Origin of the sequence: Klebsiella sp. RIT-PI-d (assembly GCF_001187865.1) — a bacterium.
Taxonomy (GTDB): domain Bacteria; phylum Pseudomonadota; class Gammaproteobacteria; order Enterobacterales; family Enterobacteriaceae; genus Superficieibacter.
This window is the reverse complement of the sequence record NZ_LGIT01000009.1, coordinates 1725434-1741881: the sequence shown is the minus strand read 5'-3', so window position 1 is coordinate 1741881 and position 16448 is coordinate 1725434. Positions and strand designations below refer to the sequence as shown.

The window sequence follows — 16448 nt, the reverse complement described above, 5'->3', positions numbered from 1 at the left end:
GGTGTAAAACCTTCCGCTTAAGAATTTAGCTCAGGTTTTCAACAGTGATAAGGCGTATCCTCTTAGAACTGACTGGATAAAACATTTTTAGAGTCTATAATTCACAAATCATTTATAGGTGGAAGAAATAATGATTAATTTGAAAGCGGTTATACCGGTAGCGGGCTTAGGAATGCACATGCTACCCGCCACAAAAGCCATCCCGAAAGAGATGCTACCGATTGTCGACAAACCCATGATTCAGTACATCGTTGACGAGATTGTGGCAGCAGGGATCAAAGAGATCGTACTTGTTACTCACTCTTCCAAAAACGCGGTTGAAAACCACTTCGACACCTCCTATGAACTGGAAGCTCTGCTGGAGCAGCGCGTTAAGCGTCAGTTGCTGGCTGAAGTGCAGTCCATCTGCCCTCCGGGCGTAACCATTATGAACGTGCGCCAGGCTCAGCCGCTTGGCCTCGGCCATTCGATTCTTTGCGCGCAACCGATTATCGGCGATAATCCTTTCGTTGTCGTGCTGCCCGATATCATCCTCGACACGGCCACCGCAGACCCATTGCGCTATAACCTTGCCGCGATGGTTGCTCGCTTTAATGAGACTGGACGCAGTCAGGTGCTGGCTAAAAGGATGGAAGGCGATCTCTCTGAATATTCCGTTATTCAGACTAAAGAGCCGATCAATAATGAAGGTAACGTCAGCCGTATCGTTAACTTTATTGAAAAACCTGATGAACCGCAGACGCTGGATTCCGACCTGATGGCAGTGGGGCGCTACGTCCTGTCCGCCGATATCTGGCCGGAACTCGAACGTACTCAGGCCGGTGCCTGGGGCCGTATCCAGTTAACAGACGCCATTGCCGAACTAGCTACTAAACAGTCCGTCGATGCGATGTTAATGACCGGCGACAGCTATGACTGTGGTAAAAAAATGGGTTATATGCAGGCCTTTGTCAATTATGGGCTGCGTAACCTGAAAGAAGGTGCAAAATTCCGTGACAGCATTAAAAAGTTGCTTAATGCAGAATAATTAAGCCCCGCTCGGGGTCGGATACGCCATTCAAATAACGGCAGTGGCATTATGAAATTTGAGTTTTTACTCATCTCATAATGCCACTGCCGTTTTGTTTTTATCTTTCAAATCAATAACTAAAAAAGGTAGGGTTAGACGGATTTTTTATAATGCAGATTAAGAATTTTCTTGTCTAAAGGTTAAATTCATATAACAATGATGTTGTCGTTGATGAAGGGTTTAGTATGCATTTTGTGTGCCGGCGTTCGTGCGCGCAGAGGATGCTTGCGAGTGGTTACAGTGGACTGGTAGCTGTTGAGCCAGGGGCGGTAGCGTGGATATATCGTTCAAAATTAATGAGTGATTTTTCTAAATAGATTAAAAATTTGCCTCGAAAATTTCTTAGATAAGATACTTAGAAACTGTCACTTTAATAAAGTTAGGGTTAATAGCCAGTAGCGTTTTTACATGGGAATATTATGTACTATGATAAAAGGTCATAAATGTTAATTTATTATATTATCATTTTTTCTACAGTGATCATTGGCTATGTCTATGAACACTCAGATAAAAACTTGCAGAAAATAATTAATTTTCTTTTCATTGCTATTTTTACTGTAGTAATCGGATTGCGTAATGAAGTAGGTGTAGATTGGTTTGCTTATATTGATATGTATTTGCGTTTAACTGCAGAACCATTTGTATATGATACGAACGAACTTTTATATAAATTCCTAAATGTCGTTTCATACTATACAGGTATAGGTTTTGGTTTAGTGGTTTTTATGACGACGTTTATATTTATACTTTGTAGCATTAGGGGGCCAAAAATAATTAATCTTAATCCTTACTATTTTTTTGCAGTCGTTGGATCTTATTATTTTGTAATGGCTGGATTAAATTTCATTAGGCAGGGTGTTGCCTTAGCTATTATGGTGGTGGCATTTTCTCATCTTATTAATGGTAGTAAAATAAGGTTTCTGGTAACAACATTTTTAGCAGGTATGTTTCATACGTCGGCATTATTATTGATAGTTTTTATAATAGCTGATTTGAATATTATATTTGTAGTGGCATCTGTTTTTTTTGTACTAGGTTTAGTCATTTATTTCCCCATAGAAAGATATCAGTTATATCTTACGAGTGATATGGAGAATGCAGGGTTGGTGCTACGAGTCGGTTATCTCATAGTTCCTAGTATATATATTATTTTCAACTTTAAATCGTGGTTGAAAAAATCGCTGCTTATAAAGCGGTTATATATAATATCTATCTTTTTCGCACCAACACTCGCAACCCTTAGTTTAGTCAGTAGTACAATTTCTGATCGAGTTGCATATTATTTTATCATTTTTATTACGCTATTAGTCATGAAATTAGTAGCGGAAAATAAAAATAACTTCAATAAAGTGACTTTGATTGTTATGTTCGTAATATCAATGATTGCTCTTTCTGTATGGTCATATAATAGTAAATATATTGAATATTATAGGTATAATAGTTACTTAATAAAATGGTTGTCATAATGAAAAGGCTATTAGAGAATGTAATTTTACTGAGCGCTATAAAATTCTGCGATATGTTTATTCCATTATTGATTATACCTTATGTTATATCTATAATAGGATTAAATTCGTATGGGGTTTTTGCTGTATGCTTAACGGTTTTTAACTTTATATTAACTTTCAATGATTTTGGACTTAATACTTTACTAGCTAAAGAGGTGGCCCAGAAAAATGATAAAATATGGTCCCGGAATTATTTAATCACGTGTACAAACGTTAAAATTATTTTATCTTTTTTTTCATCATTAGCTTTTATTTCATTTGTTTTTGTAAAGGGTAGTGACTATATATATGTGTCACTTTTTTTTATAATGGGTGCATTCTTTGAATCTATATCTCCAGTAGCATATTTTCAAGGGATTCAGCAATTAAGGCTTGCGTCTTTATTTCAATTCACTTGTAGATTAATTTCTGCATTATTGGTTTTTGTATTAGTAAAACAAAACAATGATTTGATACTATATGCATTTATTCATAATATTTCGTATGTAGTTAATTGCATGTTACTATTAAATTTAATTAATAAAAAACATGATATAAAATTAAGATTTAAAATAATACCTTTTGCGACCTTTGAGAAAATATTTAAAGATGCATGGCATATCTATTCTTTTAGATTTGTCTCTGGTCTTATTAATCCCATAATTACCATTTTTTTATCTTCCTTTTATGGAGAACAAATTGTCAGTATATACTCTGTATCTCAAAGAGTATGCTCAGCCGCATCCAGAGTTTACGAGCCAATTAATAATGCAATATTTCCTCACATGGCAACTATCGTAAAAACAAGATTTAAAAAATTTTTAAAGCAAAGCATAGTATATATTTTTTTATTACTGATATCTTCATCTATAGTATGTTTCTTTTTATTGATGTATCAAAGCCAGGTTCAGGTTTATTTAATAAAAAGGAATTTTATTGGTAAGGAGCTAAGTATTTATTTTTACGCTATAATTATACTTATTCCAAGTGTTATTAATCTGTATCTCAATTATATGTTAATTGCATTAAACAAGGCATCAGTTATAAAAAATAATTTATTCGCTAGTGTTATTATTCTTATAGTAGGATTAGCTTTTATAGCTAGTGAGAATCTAGAACCGCAATATGTGGCTACATTACTTTTAATATCAAGTGGATTGCTAACAATAGGTTTGTTTTTTTCAATATACGTCACCATTAAAAAAATAACTTTAATATAGAGTAGTAACACCATGAATAGAATTGCTCTGATTTTACCATATATGGGAAGTTTCCCTAATTATTTTAGTCTATGGGCCATGTCTGCTAAAAAAAACGATTTTATAGATTTTTATGTAATCACCGATCAAGTAAAAAATAGATGCAATGATGAAAATATTTACTATATCCCTATGGCATTTAATGAATTAAAATTCAATATACAAAAAATTTTTGATTTCCCTATAGCTCTTGATGAAGCTTATAAAATATGTGATTATCGTCCTGTATTTGGAAAGGTATTCGCTGATATTCTAGCATCCTACGAGTTTTGGGGGCATTGTGATCCCGACGTGATTTGGGGAAAGCTAAAAAATTTTATTACTGAAGAAATATTAAATGATTATGATAAAATATATTCATGTGGACATTTAACAATATATCGTAATAATGAATTTATTAATAATCTTTATGCTAAAAGCATTTGTTTTAATATGCTGAATTATAGAGATGCATTCCAAACAAACTATCCATGTCACTTTGATGAAAGTGAGGGTATGACATACATCTGTAAAAAAACAAATGTTAAAACATACGAAAAAATCGACTATGCCGATATAAACTATAGGAATTATGCTTTTGCTCGCGCCGTTTCAGATGAGTCTAAATTTTTTATCTATAAATGGATTAACGGAGAGCTATTTGAGTGCTCCTATAGTGATGAGCAAAAAAATATTCAAGATAAAAGATGCGCATATATACATTTACAAAAAAGAAAAATGAATATATTTCTGGACATAGAACAGGGGGCTACAGAAAAATTTTTGATAGTACCTAATGCTTTTCTTCCAATGTCTGATGATAATATTATCTCTAAAGCCATATTCATTAAGCATACTACAGATAAAAAGTTTTATTCAGATTATTATATCAGTAGAATGAAAAATATTAAATTTAAATTAAAAAATGGCTATATAAAATATAAGTTAGTAAGGGCTGCTAGAAAGCTGATTAAAGGAGTTAACATCTAGTGAAAGTTATGCATATTATATCATCACCTGCAGCCGGTGGAGCCGAAATTTATGTTAAAGACTTATGCATTAATATGGCTAAAAATGACTGTGATATTTTTATATTATTTATAAGCCATGCGGTGGAAATTGGTCGCTCTAAAGAATTTGAGAATAAATTTTTGGAAGAGTTAACTGCTAATAATATAGCATTTGGTTTTATTGGTAACGATTGTAAAAGAAATATCTATAAGGGTATAACCAAAGTAAGAAAGGCTACCAAGTTTTTCGATCCAGACATAATTCATTCTCACTTATATTTTGGTGCTATTTTTTCTCTTTTCACAAATAAAAAAAATAGAATTTACACGCATCATAATATCAAGCTTCGTGCTAGCAAGCATATTTACAAGGTTCTAGACCTGGGGACTAAAGCCTATATTGGAATCTGTGAGGCTTGCACAGTATTACTTAAAACGCATACACATAAAAGAGTGGTAAAAATAAATAATGGTGTCGATCCTCAAAGGATAATAAAAAAATTACAATCTTGTGATGAGCCTAATAAACCTATAAAAATTTTCATGGCAGGAAGGCTAGTTGAGCAGAAAAATTATAAACTGATATTAGAGGCTTTAAGCGAAATTAGCTTTTCGAATTATCAACTTATTATTGCAGGTGAGGGGCCAGAGAAAGAAAATCTGGAGAGTCTTGCTAAAAGATTAGGTATTTCTGGTAAGGTTATTTTTTTAGGTAATTGTAATAGTGTTAATGAAGCCATGAGTGAAGCAGATGTCTTTGCTATGTGCTCTGCATGGGAAGGGCTTCCAATCTCATTAATTGAGGCAACACTTGCTGGTTTGCCTGTAATTGTAACAGATGTTGGTGGATGTGCTGAGATTGTGAATTATGTTAATAATGGCATCATTGTAGATAACCTTAGTGCAAATAGTTATGGCAATGCTCTTAATAATATTCTTGCATCCCCATCATTAAGAGAGAAATTTCATAAGAATGCTTTAAATAAAAGCCACATATATACAATAGAGTCTTGTGTGGAACAGCACATGAATCTTTACTATGAAATATTAAATTCTTAATCCTACTTCCTATTTCATTTAACAATAACCCAGTCTTATTAGCATAGGTTCTATATGGCTACCATTGCTCTCACAGCAAATACCAGTTGGTATATATATAATTTTCGCAGAAATACTATTTTGCAATTGATAGAAATAGGTTATTGTGTTGTGGTTGTAAGCCCTACAGATGAATATACAAAAAAGATCATAGCTTTGGGGGCCAGACATATAGAAATTAGAATGAATCCCAATGGCTTAAATCCATTTCAAGATGTCAAAACATTAATTGAATTTTACAGAATTTATAAGAACACCAATATTGATGTCATTCTTAATTTTACTCCCAAAAACAATATATATAGTACTCTAGCAGCTTTTTATTCCAATAAAAAAGTTATCAATAATATTGCTGGTTTAGGTACTGTTTTTACTCAAAAAAATTTACTTTCTTGGGTTGTTAAAAACTTATATCGTATAAGTCAAAAAAAAGCTGATTATATATTCTTCCAAAATGATGATGATAGAAATGTTTTTTTGGCAGCGAATATTGTTAAATTTGAAAAAACCATGAGGGTTCCCGGTTCAGGTGTGGATATCAAGAGGTTTAATTTTTCATTTTCAGAAACATATAGTTTAGAGTTTTTATTAATTGCGAGAATGCTATATCAAAAAGGTATTACATATTATGCAGATGCGGCAAGAGTTTTGAAAAAAAAATATGGAGATAAAGTAAGGTTCAGTTTGTTAGGTTTTTTAGAACCAACTAATCCTTCCTATGTATCTCCTGAACAGATGGACGCTTGGATTAAAGAGGGTATCATAACTTATCTGGGTGTATCTGATTCAGTAGAAAATGAAATTGAAAAAGCAGATTGTATAGTATTACCCTCTTTCTACCGTGAGGGTGTTCCAAAGTCGTTATTAGAAGCTGCTGCTATGGGTAAACCAATCATTACCACAGATAATGTCGGCTGTAGAGATATAGTTGATGATGGTGTTAATGGCTATTTATGTAAACCTCAGTCATTAGATGAATTGGTAAACGCAATGGAAAAAGTGATATTGATGTCACCTAAACAAAGGAAAGATTTTTCTATTGCAAGTCGTAAAAAAGTGGAAAAAGAATTTGACGAAAAAATTGTAATTAATAAATACCTTGACGCAATTAATAAAGTCTTAAAGGTTGAATAAGCTTTTTTCTAACAATAAAATGCGATTAAATATAATCTTATTAATTAACTTGTTCTTTTCAGTGTGTTATTGGAGTAATATCTGATCACATCGAAACAGTAAAACTAGTGGTTAACATCCTGACAGGAGTAAGAAATGTCCAAGCAACAGATCGGCGTCGTCGGTATGGCAGTAATGGGGCGCAACCTTGCGCTCAACATTGAAAGCCGTGGCTATACCGTCTCCGTTTTCAACCGCTCACGTGAAAAGACCGAAGAGGTCGTTGCTGAGAATCCGGGTAAGAAGCTGGTTCCTTACTATACGGTACAGGAGTTCGTTGAATCCCTTGAAACGCCGCGTCGTATCCTGTTAATGGTGCAAGCGGGCGCAGGTACTGACAGCGCCATCAACTCTCTTAAGCCTTATCTTGATAAAGGCGATATCATTATTGATGGCGGTAATACCTTCTTCCAGGACACCATCCGCCGTAACCGTGAGCTTTCAGAAGATGGCTTTAACTTCATCGGTACGGGTGTTTCAGGTGGCGAAGAGGGCGCGCTCAAGGGGCCGTCCATCATGCCTGGCGGTCAGAAAGATGCTTACGAGCTGGTCGCACCTATCCTGACTAAAATTGCTGCCGTCGCGGAAGATGGAGAGCCATGTGTCACCTATATTGGCCCGGATGGCGCAGGTCATTATGTCAAAATGGTGCACAACGGCATCGAATACGGTGATATGCAGCTGATTGCTGAAGCATATGCTTTGCTTAAGGGAGGCCTGAATCTGTCAAATGAAGAGCTGGCATCTACCTTTACCGAGTGGAACGAAGGTGAACTGAGCAGCTACCTGATTGACATCACTAAAGACATCTTCACTAAAAAAGATGAAGAGGGTAAATACCTGGTCGATGTCATCCTGGATGAAGCGGCGAATAAAGGCACAGGTAAGTGGACCAGCCAGAGCTCGCTGGATCTGGGTGAGCCACTGTCGCTGATCACCGAGTCTGTCTTTGCTCGCTACATCTCTTCTCTGAAAGAACAGCGCGTTGCCGCATCTAAAGTATTGAGCGGTCCTCAGGCGAAACTGGCTGCAGACAAAGGCGAGTTTATTGAGAAAGTGCGTCGTGCACTTTACCTGGGCAAAATCGTTTCTTATGCGCAGGGATTCTCGCAGTTACGTGCAGCGTCCGATGAGCATAGCTGGGATCTGAACTACGGTGAGATTGCGAAAATCTTCCGCGCCGGCTGTATCATCCGCGCTCAGTTCCTGCAGAAGATCACAGATGCCTACGCACAGGACGCGGGAATCGCTAACTTACTGCTGGCCCCTTACTTCAAGCAGATCGCTGACGATTATCAGCAGGCCCTGCGTGATGTCGTTGCTTACGCGGTGCAGAATGGCATTCCAGTTCCGACGTTCTCTGCGGCAATTGCCTATTACGATAGCTATCGTTCTGCCGTACTGCCTGCAAACCTGATTCAGGCGCAGCGTGACTACTTCGGCGCTCATACTTATAAGCGTACCGATAAAGACGGCGTCTTCCACACTGAGTGGCTGGATTAATCTGATTTAATCTTGCACAGAATTTAAACCCGGAAAATAAAAATCCGGGTTTCTTTTACTTAAGTTCCTTTGTATCACTGCTTTCTAATCATTAATTATAAGAATAAACTCAGGTTAGTCTTTTAATTTATTTAAATGTGTTCAAATACCCTACTTGACAAGCTATTAGCGTTAACGTTAAAACGCTAAGGTTAATAGTTATCGTGATGGCGATGGAGCCATCTCCTTTACTTATAAACTTATAAAAGTTGCGCTCTAATGAAAATAACGATATCGGGTACAGGTTATGTTGGTTTATCAAACGGGATTTTGATTGCTCAAAATCATGAGGTCGTGGCATTAGATATTATTCCTGCTAAGGTAGACATGCTGAATCAGAAGCAGTCGCCTATTGTGGATAAAGAAATTCAGCACTATCTGGCTGAGAAAGAACTGAATTTTCGTGCCACGACGGACAAGCATGAAGCCTATCAGAATGCCGATTACGTAATTATTGCTACACCAACCGACTACGATCCCAAAACTAATTATTTTAATACCGCATCGGTAGAGAGTGTCATACGCGATGTAATTGAAATTAACCCTTCGGCGGTAATGATCATTAAATCTACCATTCCGGTTGGATTTACTGAGACGATTAAGAAAGAGTTGGGTGTCGACAATATCCTTTTCTCTCCTGAGTTTTTGCGCGAGGGAAGGGCGCTTTACGACAACCTGCATCCATCTCGCATTGTGATTGGCGAGCGTTCAGAACGTGCAGAGCGTTTTGCCGCGTTGCTTCAGGAAGGCGCGATTAAGAAAGATGTTCCGGTTCTGTTCACAGATTCAACGGAAGCAGAGGCTATTAAACTCTTTGCTAATACCTATCTGGCAATGCGCGTAGCCTATTTTAATGAGCTGGACAGCTACGCCGAAAGCCTGGGGCTTGATTCCCGTCAAATCATTGAGGGTGTTTGTTTAGACCCACGTATTGGTAGTCACTATAATAACCCCTCATTTGGGTATGGCGGCTACTGCCTGCCGAAGGATACTAAGCAGCTGCTGGCCAACTATCAGTCTGTGCCTAATAACATCATCTCTGCCATTGTGGATGCTAACCGTACACGTAAGGATTTTATCGCTGATTCTATTCTGGCGCGTAAGCCTAAAGTGGTTGGCATTTATCGTTTGATTATGAAAAGCGGATCGGATAATTTCCGGGCTTCATCTATTCAGGGGATTATGAAACGCATCAAAGCTAAGGGCGTAGAAGTTATCGTCTACGAGCCGGTTATGGCTGAAGATGAGTTTTTTAATTCACGAGTGATTGACAATATTGAGGCTTTTAAAAGTGAAGCCGATGTCATTATTTCGAATCGTATGGCTGAAGAGCTGGCAGACGTCGCAACGAAAGTCTATACGCGCGATCTTTTTGGTGGCGATTAATTATATTTTACGGTTATATTCATTAAAATCAGAAGAGCCCTCATATGAGGGCTCCTGAATATTATATATTATAATATTCTTTATACCACGCTACAAAATTCGCCACGCCCTTTTTAACACTCGTCTCAGGTTTAAATCCAATCACATCATACAGCGCTTTCGTATCCGCACTCGTCTCTAATACATCCCCGGCCTGAATCGGCATCATATTTTTTTCAGCTTCGATACCAAGTGCTTCTTCAAGCGCAGTAATATAGTCCATTAATTCGACGGGGGAACTATTGCCGATGTTGTAAACACGATAAGGCGCAGAGCTGGTAGCAGGGGAGCCGCCTTCTACAGTCCAGTCTGTCTCTGCTTGAGGAATAACGTCCTGAAGCCGAATAATAGCTTCAGCAATGTCATCGATGTAAGTGAAGTCACGTTTCATCTTGCCATAGTTATAGACATCGATACTTTCTCCCGCGATCATGGCTTTAGTAAACTTGAAAAGTGCCATATCCGGTCTGCCCCACGGCCCATATACCGTAAAGAAGCGCAGGCCAGTTGTGGGCAGTCCATAGAGATGCGAATAAGTATGCGACATCAGTTCATTTGCTTTTTTTGTCGCCGCATACAGTGATACCGGGTGGTCAACTGAATCTTCAGTTGAAAATGGCATCTTACGATTGAGGCCATATACCGAACTTGAAGAAGCATAGAGGAGATGTTTCACTTTATTATGCCTGCATCCTTCAAGCACGTTCAAATGCCCCATGAGGTTCGACTCAGCATAAGCATGAGGATTCTCAATCGAGTAACGAACGCCTGCCTGGGCAGCAAGATGAATCACACGGTCAAACTTGCCTTCTGAAAAAAGTTGCTCCATGGCTGCCCGATTGGCGAGATCGATTTCTTTAAAAATAAACTGTTGCGATGTAATCTGCGCCAGACGTGCTTCTTTTAACGTTACTTCATAGTAATCATTCAGATTGTCTATCCCTGTAACGTCGTGACCAGCTTCAAGCAGACGTTGAGCAACGTGAAAACCGATAAATCCCGCTGCGCCAGTAACCAGAAACTTCATATATTTCTCCGGATTTGAGTTTTTCCATATCGATCTTTATCTTACACTGATTCATATTGCTTTCTAATCACTAATTCGGGTTTTGTTTATTCACTACTATAAATGGTATAAAATCGCCGGAAAGTAATATTTTCGCCAGGTAAATCGCTTATGACTAATATCCTGGCAGAGTATGCTTTTTGTTTGACCTCGCATTTATGCCGAATGTCACTGGCATCCACCGGCCGATCTCAGCAGCGATCGGATAATTTCTATTCTTTATCCATTAGAGAGAACATATAAACAACGGCGCTGAAGTCGCTTTATGAGTGACAATGGCTAAAGATTAATTTTCATCTATCATGTCGCAGGCATTCCAACAGCATTCAAAAATGATGCGTTTAATTAGTGGCTACGGCTGCTGTTACTGACTTAGAAAAGAACACATAATGTCTAGCCAGAACCTATAGCGCGATTGACTCTACGCATCGGCAGCGGGTTTTGCGAGAATTCTTAGCGCCCATAATGCTCAAAAGGTATACCGTTTGCTCAAGTCCTGCAACGAAGCATGGACTTTCACTGGAGATATGAATGGAACGGACTATAATGCCACAGCGTAATTGGCAGTAAGCGGCTCGTTTTTCAATCAGTTAGGGAGGTTTTACGTGCCTGCACGGCGGTGTGCATGATAGCAACGAGATACCATTGCGCCACGCATCATTCATGCTGTCGATACCTCGGGAGAGTACCAAGGTTTGGACGATCGCATCCTGTTGAGCATAGTCTGGATATTCACATTTGCTGTCGGTATGTTGAGGTTTAGTTGAATTCCGTTTGTAATTACGCCTTTTAGCCTCAATTTCGGTTGAATTATGAGCAAAAAAGCTGCTTGTATCTGGTAATGATACAAACGACAATATCGCAGAATTTTGGTCTGAACGCTTAAGACAGGGCGTGCGTCAGGCCTGCGTTGTCAATCGGGTTGCAAATCAGTGCACTGGTAGCTGTTAAGCCAGGGGCGGTAGCGTGCTCATATGATTCATGGCATGTTGAATTTTTATTTATTGCAGAAAAATTATGAGTTTAATAAAGAATAGCGTCTATAATTTGGCCGGGTTTGCGATCCCTACTTTGATCGCTGTGCCAGCGCTGGGCTTCCTGGCGCGGGTAATTGGTGTAGAAGCATTTGGTATCTTTACCCTGGCTTTTGCTATCGTAGGATATGCCAGCATATTTGATGCCGGTCTTAGTCGGGCAGTGATACGAGAAGTTTCAATGTATCGTGCTGACAACGCTGAACAAAAAAAAATCGTTTCTACTGCCAGCAGCGTTGTTTTTATCCTCGGAGTTATCGCGGCACTTCTGCTCTATATCAGTACGCCGCATCTCGGCTCGCTTTTAAAGGTGTCGGTAAAAAATACTCAGGAGGTACGGCAGTCTTTTGCGCTGCTGGCGCTGGTCATTCCTCTGTATTTGCTAAATCAGGTGTGGCTGGGATGGCTGGAAGGCCATGAAAAGTTCTTAAACATTAATATTCAAAAGACTATTAGCAACTCTGCAATTGCCGGTTTTCCTGCGCTGTTTTGCCTGTTTGAGGCATCACTAAAGTCGGCTATTCTTGGACTGATACTGGGGCGGGTCATTTCCTTTTTAATTACACTGGTGATCTGTCGCAAGATTATTTTTGACAGCGGCGTTAAATTTTATAAAGAAACCTTCTCGCGGCTGGTTAAATTTGGCGGCTGGCTCACCGTGAGCAATATAATTAGTCCGTTAATGGTTTACTGCGATCGCTTTATTATATCTAATTTACTCGGGGCCAATAAAATTGCTTACTATACCGCGCCATCCGAAGGGGTGGGGCGGCTATTGAACATCCCTGCAGCGCTTTCCAGAGCGCTGTTTCCTAAGCTCAGCTACGCAAAGACCCTTGAGGAAAGAAAAAAACTTGAGAAACTCAGTTTTGTTCTGATGTCAGTTGCATGTGTACCTGTTGTAATAGTGTGTCTTCTTTTCGCTCAACAGCTTATGACGTTATGGATGGGAGCGGAGCTTGGTGAACATTCAGCAAATATTCTGAAAGTATTGATTATTGGGTTTTACATGAACTCGATAGCTCAAATACCTTATTCTTCAATTCAGGCGCTGGGGTGGGCAAAAATAACCGCATTCATTCATATGTGCGAGATTGTGCCCTATCTTCTGGCCCTGTACCTTTTAACCCTGCACTACGGCTTATTGGGTACCGCAATTGCGTGGACTGCGCGCATGACATTCGATGCTGCCGTATTAATCTATTTCTCCAGAAAAATAGTTAAGCTGAAGTATTAGCTCTCATATTCCTTTGATTCAGTTACTGATAAAAAATTTAATGCTAACTGATAAATATCATTTTGCGTTAGTCAAGGCCAATAAATACTATGTGTAATACGGTTGTTGATGTCATTCTTGCCGCTCATAATGGCGAAAAATACATAAAAGAACAAATCGAATCCATTTTGGGTCAGACGCATTCTGCACTAAAGTTAATTGTCACTGACGATGGCTCTAAAGATTCCACGGTCGACATTGTGAAAAGCATAGCCGCAATTGATACTCGTGTGAGTCTCCACATTTGTCCTGATTCAACCGGTGTAGTAAGCAACTTTAACTATGGCTTACAGTTCAGTAATGCAGACTACATTTTCTTCAGCGATCAAGATGATGTCTGGGAAGACACTAAAATTGAATTGATGCTAAGCAAAATGCGTGAAACTGAAATGGTTAATGGCGCAGTCGCTCCCTGCCTTGGTTTTTCGAATCTACATGTAGTCGATGAGCATCTACAAACTATCCATAGTGATTTCTACCGTTTCTCGCAGCTCGCTCCTGAGAACAATCTTAACATCAATTATTTACTGTGGCGCTCATCTGTGTATGGCTGTACGACGGTGATGAATCGGGTCTTATTTAATTGTGCAGGTAAAGTTCCTGCCAGGATCGCAATGCACGATCACTGGTACGCTTTTCAGGCTGCGCTGCACGGCAAAATATTCTACGTTCCTCAGACGTTGATTCGATACCGTCAGCATTCGGCAAATGTCGTTGGGGCCCATCAACGGGGCTTGCTGGCGCGAATTAAGCGCTTCAGGAAAACGCTGGATGGGATAAAACGATCGGTAGTTTCTGCCCGCCTTATGTATCTGATGTACCATCATAAAGACGAAAATAGCCCACTCTCTTTGACGGAAAAACTTTCATTTTTAAAGAATAATATTCTGCCTTACTACAAAGAGAGACTGGCTTACAATATGATTTTTTCAATACTGTGGTTGACTCATGGATAAGTTAATTGTTCTTTCAGGCGTCAATATGGTCGAGGGCGGTATTCTGACCGTCTACCGAACTATGATTGCCACTTTTAGTAAAGTTCAGGGCGTCAAACTGATTTGTCTGGTTCACGATACTGCACTGTTTAGTGAATATACTGGCCTGTCGAACGTTGAGTTTCGTGAGTACCCGGCAATCAAAAGCAGCTGGTTTAAGCGAATAAAATTTGAGTATGTGACCAGCTATACATTAAGCAAAGAGATCAAGCCTGACGCATGGATTTCTTTACACGATATGTCAGCTCGGGTGGCAACGCCGAACCAGTTTGTTTACTGCCATAATCCATCGCCTTTTTATCAGTCCAGCAGTGTTGATTTAAAGTACGATCGTACTTTTTACCTATTCACTAAATTTTATAAATTTCTGTATGGTATTAATATAAAAGCTAACCGCTATGTAATTGTTCAGCAGCAGTGGATTGCGCGCTACTTTCAGAAAACGTATGGCATCAGTAATATTATGGTTGCGCGCCCAGTTGCTGAAGTCAAAACGCATGAGCAGCACATACCTGTAATTAGAGAATCTGAATATCAGAAAACGTTACTTTATCCTGCGTTTCCTCGTACCTTTAAAAACTTTTCGGTACTGGTTGAGGCGATGGATATTCTCAAGCAGCGTCAGCGTGAAATTTATGATCGGATTGAGATCCTGCTGACCTTTGATAAAGGCATGACCAAATTTGGTGATTACATTATCGAGGAATGCGAGCAGCGCCAGTTAGATAATATTCGCTTTATTGGATTACAGAGTAAACAGCGACTGGATGAGATGTATCGTAACGAGACGGATGCTCTGATCTTTCCTTCAAAGCTTGAAACGTGGGGATTACCGCTTTCAGAAGCGAAAGCTTTTTCACTGCCGATCCTTTCCGCTGAATTGCCCTACGCGCATGAGACGATAGGCGATTACGATAAGGTTGCTTTTTTCCCACCGGACGATGCAACGCAGTTAGCAGAAAAGTTGGCGGCATTCTGTAACGGGCAAAATATTTTCAGCAGCACTGCATTTGTTGACGATCCCGCGTTTTTAACTAGCCATAGCTGGGATGCATTAGTAAAAAATATTCTCAATTCCCTGGAAACAAGATAATGAGTTCTTCGGTAAAGATAGGTATCGCGGTTGTAACTTATAACGGCGGCAAAATCTGGGAGCAGGCGGCACAAGCCATTCATCAGAACTGCCAGTCAGGCATGGATGTGGTCGTAATAGATTCTCAGAGCCGGGACAACACCCAGCACATTGCCCGTCAGTATGGTTTCACTGTTCATGAGATCGCGCAAAGTGAATTTAACCACGGTGGCACGCGCAATGTTGCCATGGAACATTTCCATGATAAAGACTACGTGGTACTCCTGACGCAAGATGCAATTCTCGCCTCCGGCGATGCCGTTACTGCTCTGGTCAGCTATATGGTGGAAAACGATCTTAGCGCTGCCTATGGCAAGCAGTTACCACATCTGGATGCCAACGCGGTAGCGTCACATGCCCGCTATTTTAACTATGGCGATCGCTCGCTGGTGAATCAGCAGCAGGATATTCCGCTGCGCGGTATTAAAACCGTTTTTATGTCGAATTCCTTTTCGGCCTATAAAGTAGCGGATTTTCAGCGACTTGGTGGCTTTCCTACCGATACAATTCTTTGTGAAGATATGTTCTTCGCGGCAAAGGCTATCCAACAAAATCTCAAAACGGGTTACTGCGCTGATGCAGCAGCTCGTCACTCGCATAACTATTCTACTGTCGAAGAATTTAAACGCTATTTTGATATTGGTGTGTTTCATTTTGATGAACCCTGGATCCAAAAAGAGTTCAATGGTGTTTCTTCCGAAGGTAGCAAATTCATTAAGTCAGAAATTAGCTACTTAATCAAACACAATCCATTATTATTGCCTAAAGCGTTTGCTAATAATGCTGCTAAATTACTTGGCTATAAACTTGGTTTGAAATATAAATCTCTGCCGTCTTCACTGGTCAAAAAAATGAGCATGCACAGACGTTACTGGGATAGCAGCGCGTATAACAGGTGAGCAT

13 protein-coding genes are annotated in these 16448 nt (G+C 39.2%); 12 read left to right on the top strand and 1 reads right to left on the bottom strand.

Annotated elements, in window-relative coordinates; genetic code table 11:
- Positions 1–130 precede the first annotated feature (130 nt).
- From galF to ugd, 8 genes are all read left to right on the top strand, one after another.
- Positions 131–1027, top strand: coding sequence for a GalU regulator GalF (galF, locus tag AC791_RS14625; protein ID WP_049841138.1), 897 nt, complete (start codon positions 131–133; stop codon positions 1025–1027).
- A gap of 485 nt (positions 1028–1512) precedes the next feature.
- Positions 1513–2535, top strand: coding sequence for an EpsG family protein (locus tag AC791_RS14620; RefSeq protein ID WP_049841137.1), 1023 nt, complete (start codon positions 1513–1515; stop codon positions 2533–2535).
- Entirely contained in the window at positions 2535–3776 is a 1242-nt protein-coding gene (locus AC791_RS14615; protein WP_049841136.1) for an oligosaccharide flippase family protein, read from the top strand. Before AC791_RS14620 ends, AC791_RS14615 begins: the two co-directional genes overlap by 1 nt.
- 12 nt (positions 3777–3788) lie before the next feature.
- Positions 3789–4784 carry a DUF6625 family protein gene (locus AC791_RS14610; protein WP_148677808.1) on the top strand — a complete coding sequence of 332 codons (996 nt, stop codon included), beginning with the start codon at positions 3789–3791 and terminating at the stop codon, positions 4782–4784.
- 8 nt (positions 4785–4792) lie between these two features.
- Entirely contained in the window at positions 4793–5863 is a 1071-nt protein-coding gene (locus AC791_RS14605; protein WP_228136912.1) for a glycosyltransferase, read from the top strand.
- Between the two features lie 54 nt (positions 5864–5917).
- Positions 5918–7036: a glycosyltransferase family 4 protein gene (locus AC791_RS14600; protein WP_049841133.1), complete on the top strand. Its 1119-nt coding sequence runs from the start codon at positions 5918–5920 to the stop codon at positions 7034–7036.
- Positions 7037–7171: 135 nt separating this feature from the next.
- Entirely contained in the window at positions 7172–8578 is a 1407-nt protein-coding gene (gene gndA / locus AC791_RS14595) for an NADP-dependent phosphogluconate dehydrogenase (protein ID WP_049841132.1), read from the top strand.
- Between the two features lie 258 nt (positions 8579–8836).
- Positions 8837–10003, top strand: coding sequence for a UDP-glucose 6-dehydrogenase (ugd, locus tag AC791_RS14590; protein ID WP_049841131.1), 1167 nt, complete (start codon positions 8837–8839; stop codon positions 10001–10003).
- A gap of 61 nt (positions 10004–10064) precedes the next feature.
- Here the strand turns inward: ugd and AC791_RS14585 are convergent, their stop codons facing one another.
- On the bottom strand, positions 10065–11069 hold the full coding sequence (locus AC791_RS14585) for an NAD-dependent epimerase (RefSeq protein ID WP_049841130.1): 1005 nt from the start codon (positions 11067–11069) through the stop codon (positions 10065–10067).
- A gap of 1056 nt (positions 11070–12125) precedes the next feature.
- On the opposite strand from AC791_RS14585, the gene AC791_RS14580 reads away from it, so the two are divergent.
- From AC791_RS14580 to AC791_RS14565, 4 genes are all read left to right on the top strand, one after another.
- Positions 12126–13379, top strand: a complete 1254-nt coding sequence (locus AC791_RS14580; protein WP_049841129.1) for a flippase — start codon at positions 12126–12128, stop codon at positions 13377–13379.
- Positions 13380–13468: 89 nt separating this feature from the next.
- Positions 13469–14374: a glycosyltransferase family 2 protein gene (locus AC791_RS14575; RefSeq protein WP_049841128.1), complete on the top strand. Its 906-nt coding sequence runs from the start codon at positions 13469–13471 to the stop codon at positions 14372–14374.
- Positions 14367–15506 carry a glycosyltransferase gene (locus tag AC791_RS14570; RefSeq protein WP_049841127.1) on the top strand — a complete coding sequence of 380 codons (1140 nt, stop codon included), beginning with the start codon at positions 14367–14369 and terminating at the stop codon, positions 15504–15506. Before AC791_RS14575 ends, AC791_RS14570 begins: the two co-directional genes overlap by 8 nt.
- Entirely contained in the window at positions 15506–16444 is a 939-nt protein-coding gene (locus tag AC791_RS14565; RefSeq protein ID WP_049841126.1) for a glycosyltransferase family 2 protein, read from the top strand. Before AC791_RS14570 ends, AC791_RS14565 begins: the two co-directional genes overlap by 1 nt.
- The last annotated feature ends 4 nt before the right edge of the window (positions 16445–16448 follow it).

Coding starts and splice junctions, on each gene's coding strand:
- galF (WP_049841138.1), top strand. CDS start 131: ATGATTAATTTGAAAGCGGTTATACCGGTAGCGGGCTTAGGAATGCAC.
- AC791_RS14620 (WP_049841137.1), top strand. CDS start 1,513: ATGTTAATTTATTATATTATCATTTTTTCTACAGTGATCATTGGCTAT.
- AC791_RS14615 (WP_049841136.1), top strand. CDS start 2,535: ATGAAAAGGCTATTAGAGAATGTAATTTTACTGAGCGCTATAAAATTC.
- AC791_RS14610 (WP_148677808.1), top strand. CDS start 3,789: ATGAATAGAATTGCTCTGATTTTACCATATATGGGAAGTTTCCCTAAT.
- AC791_RS14605 (WP_228136912.1), top strand. CDS start 4,793: ATGCATATTATATCATCACCTGCAGCCGGTGGAGCCGAAATTTATGTT.
- AC791_RS14600 (WP_049841133.1), top strand. CDS start 5,918: ATGGCTACCATTGCTCTCACAGCAAATACCAGTTGGTATATATATAAT.
- gndA (WP_049841132.1), top strand. CDS start 7,172: ATGTCCAAGCAACAGATCGGCGTCGTCGGTATGGCAGTAATGGGGCGC.
- ugd (WP_049841131.1), top strand. CDS start 8,837: ATGAAAATAACGATATCGGGTACAGGTTATGTTGGTTTATCAAACGGG.
- AC791_RS14585 (WP_049841130.1), bottom strand. CDS start 11,069: ATGAAGTTTCTGGTTACTGGCGCAGCGGGATTTATCGGTTTTCACGTT.
- AC791_RS14580 (WP_049841129.1), top strand. CDS start 12,126: ATGAGTTTAATAAAGAATAGCGTCTATAATTTGGCCGGGTTTGCGATC.
- AC791_RS14575 (WP_049841128.1), top strand. CDS start 13,469: ATGTGTAATACGGTTGTTGATGTCATTCTTGCCGCTCATAATGGCGAA.
- AC791_RS14570 (WP_049841127.1), top strand. CDS start 14,367: ATGGATAAGTTAATTGTTCTTTCAGGCGTCAATATGGTCGAGGGCGGT.
- AC791_RS14565 (WP_049841126.1), top strand. CDS start 15,506: ATGAGTTCTTCGGTAAAGATAGGTATCGCGGTTGTAACTTATAACGGC.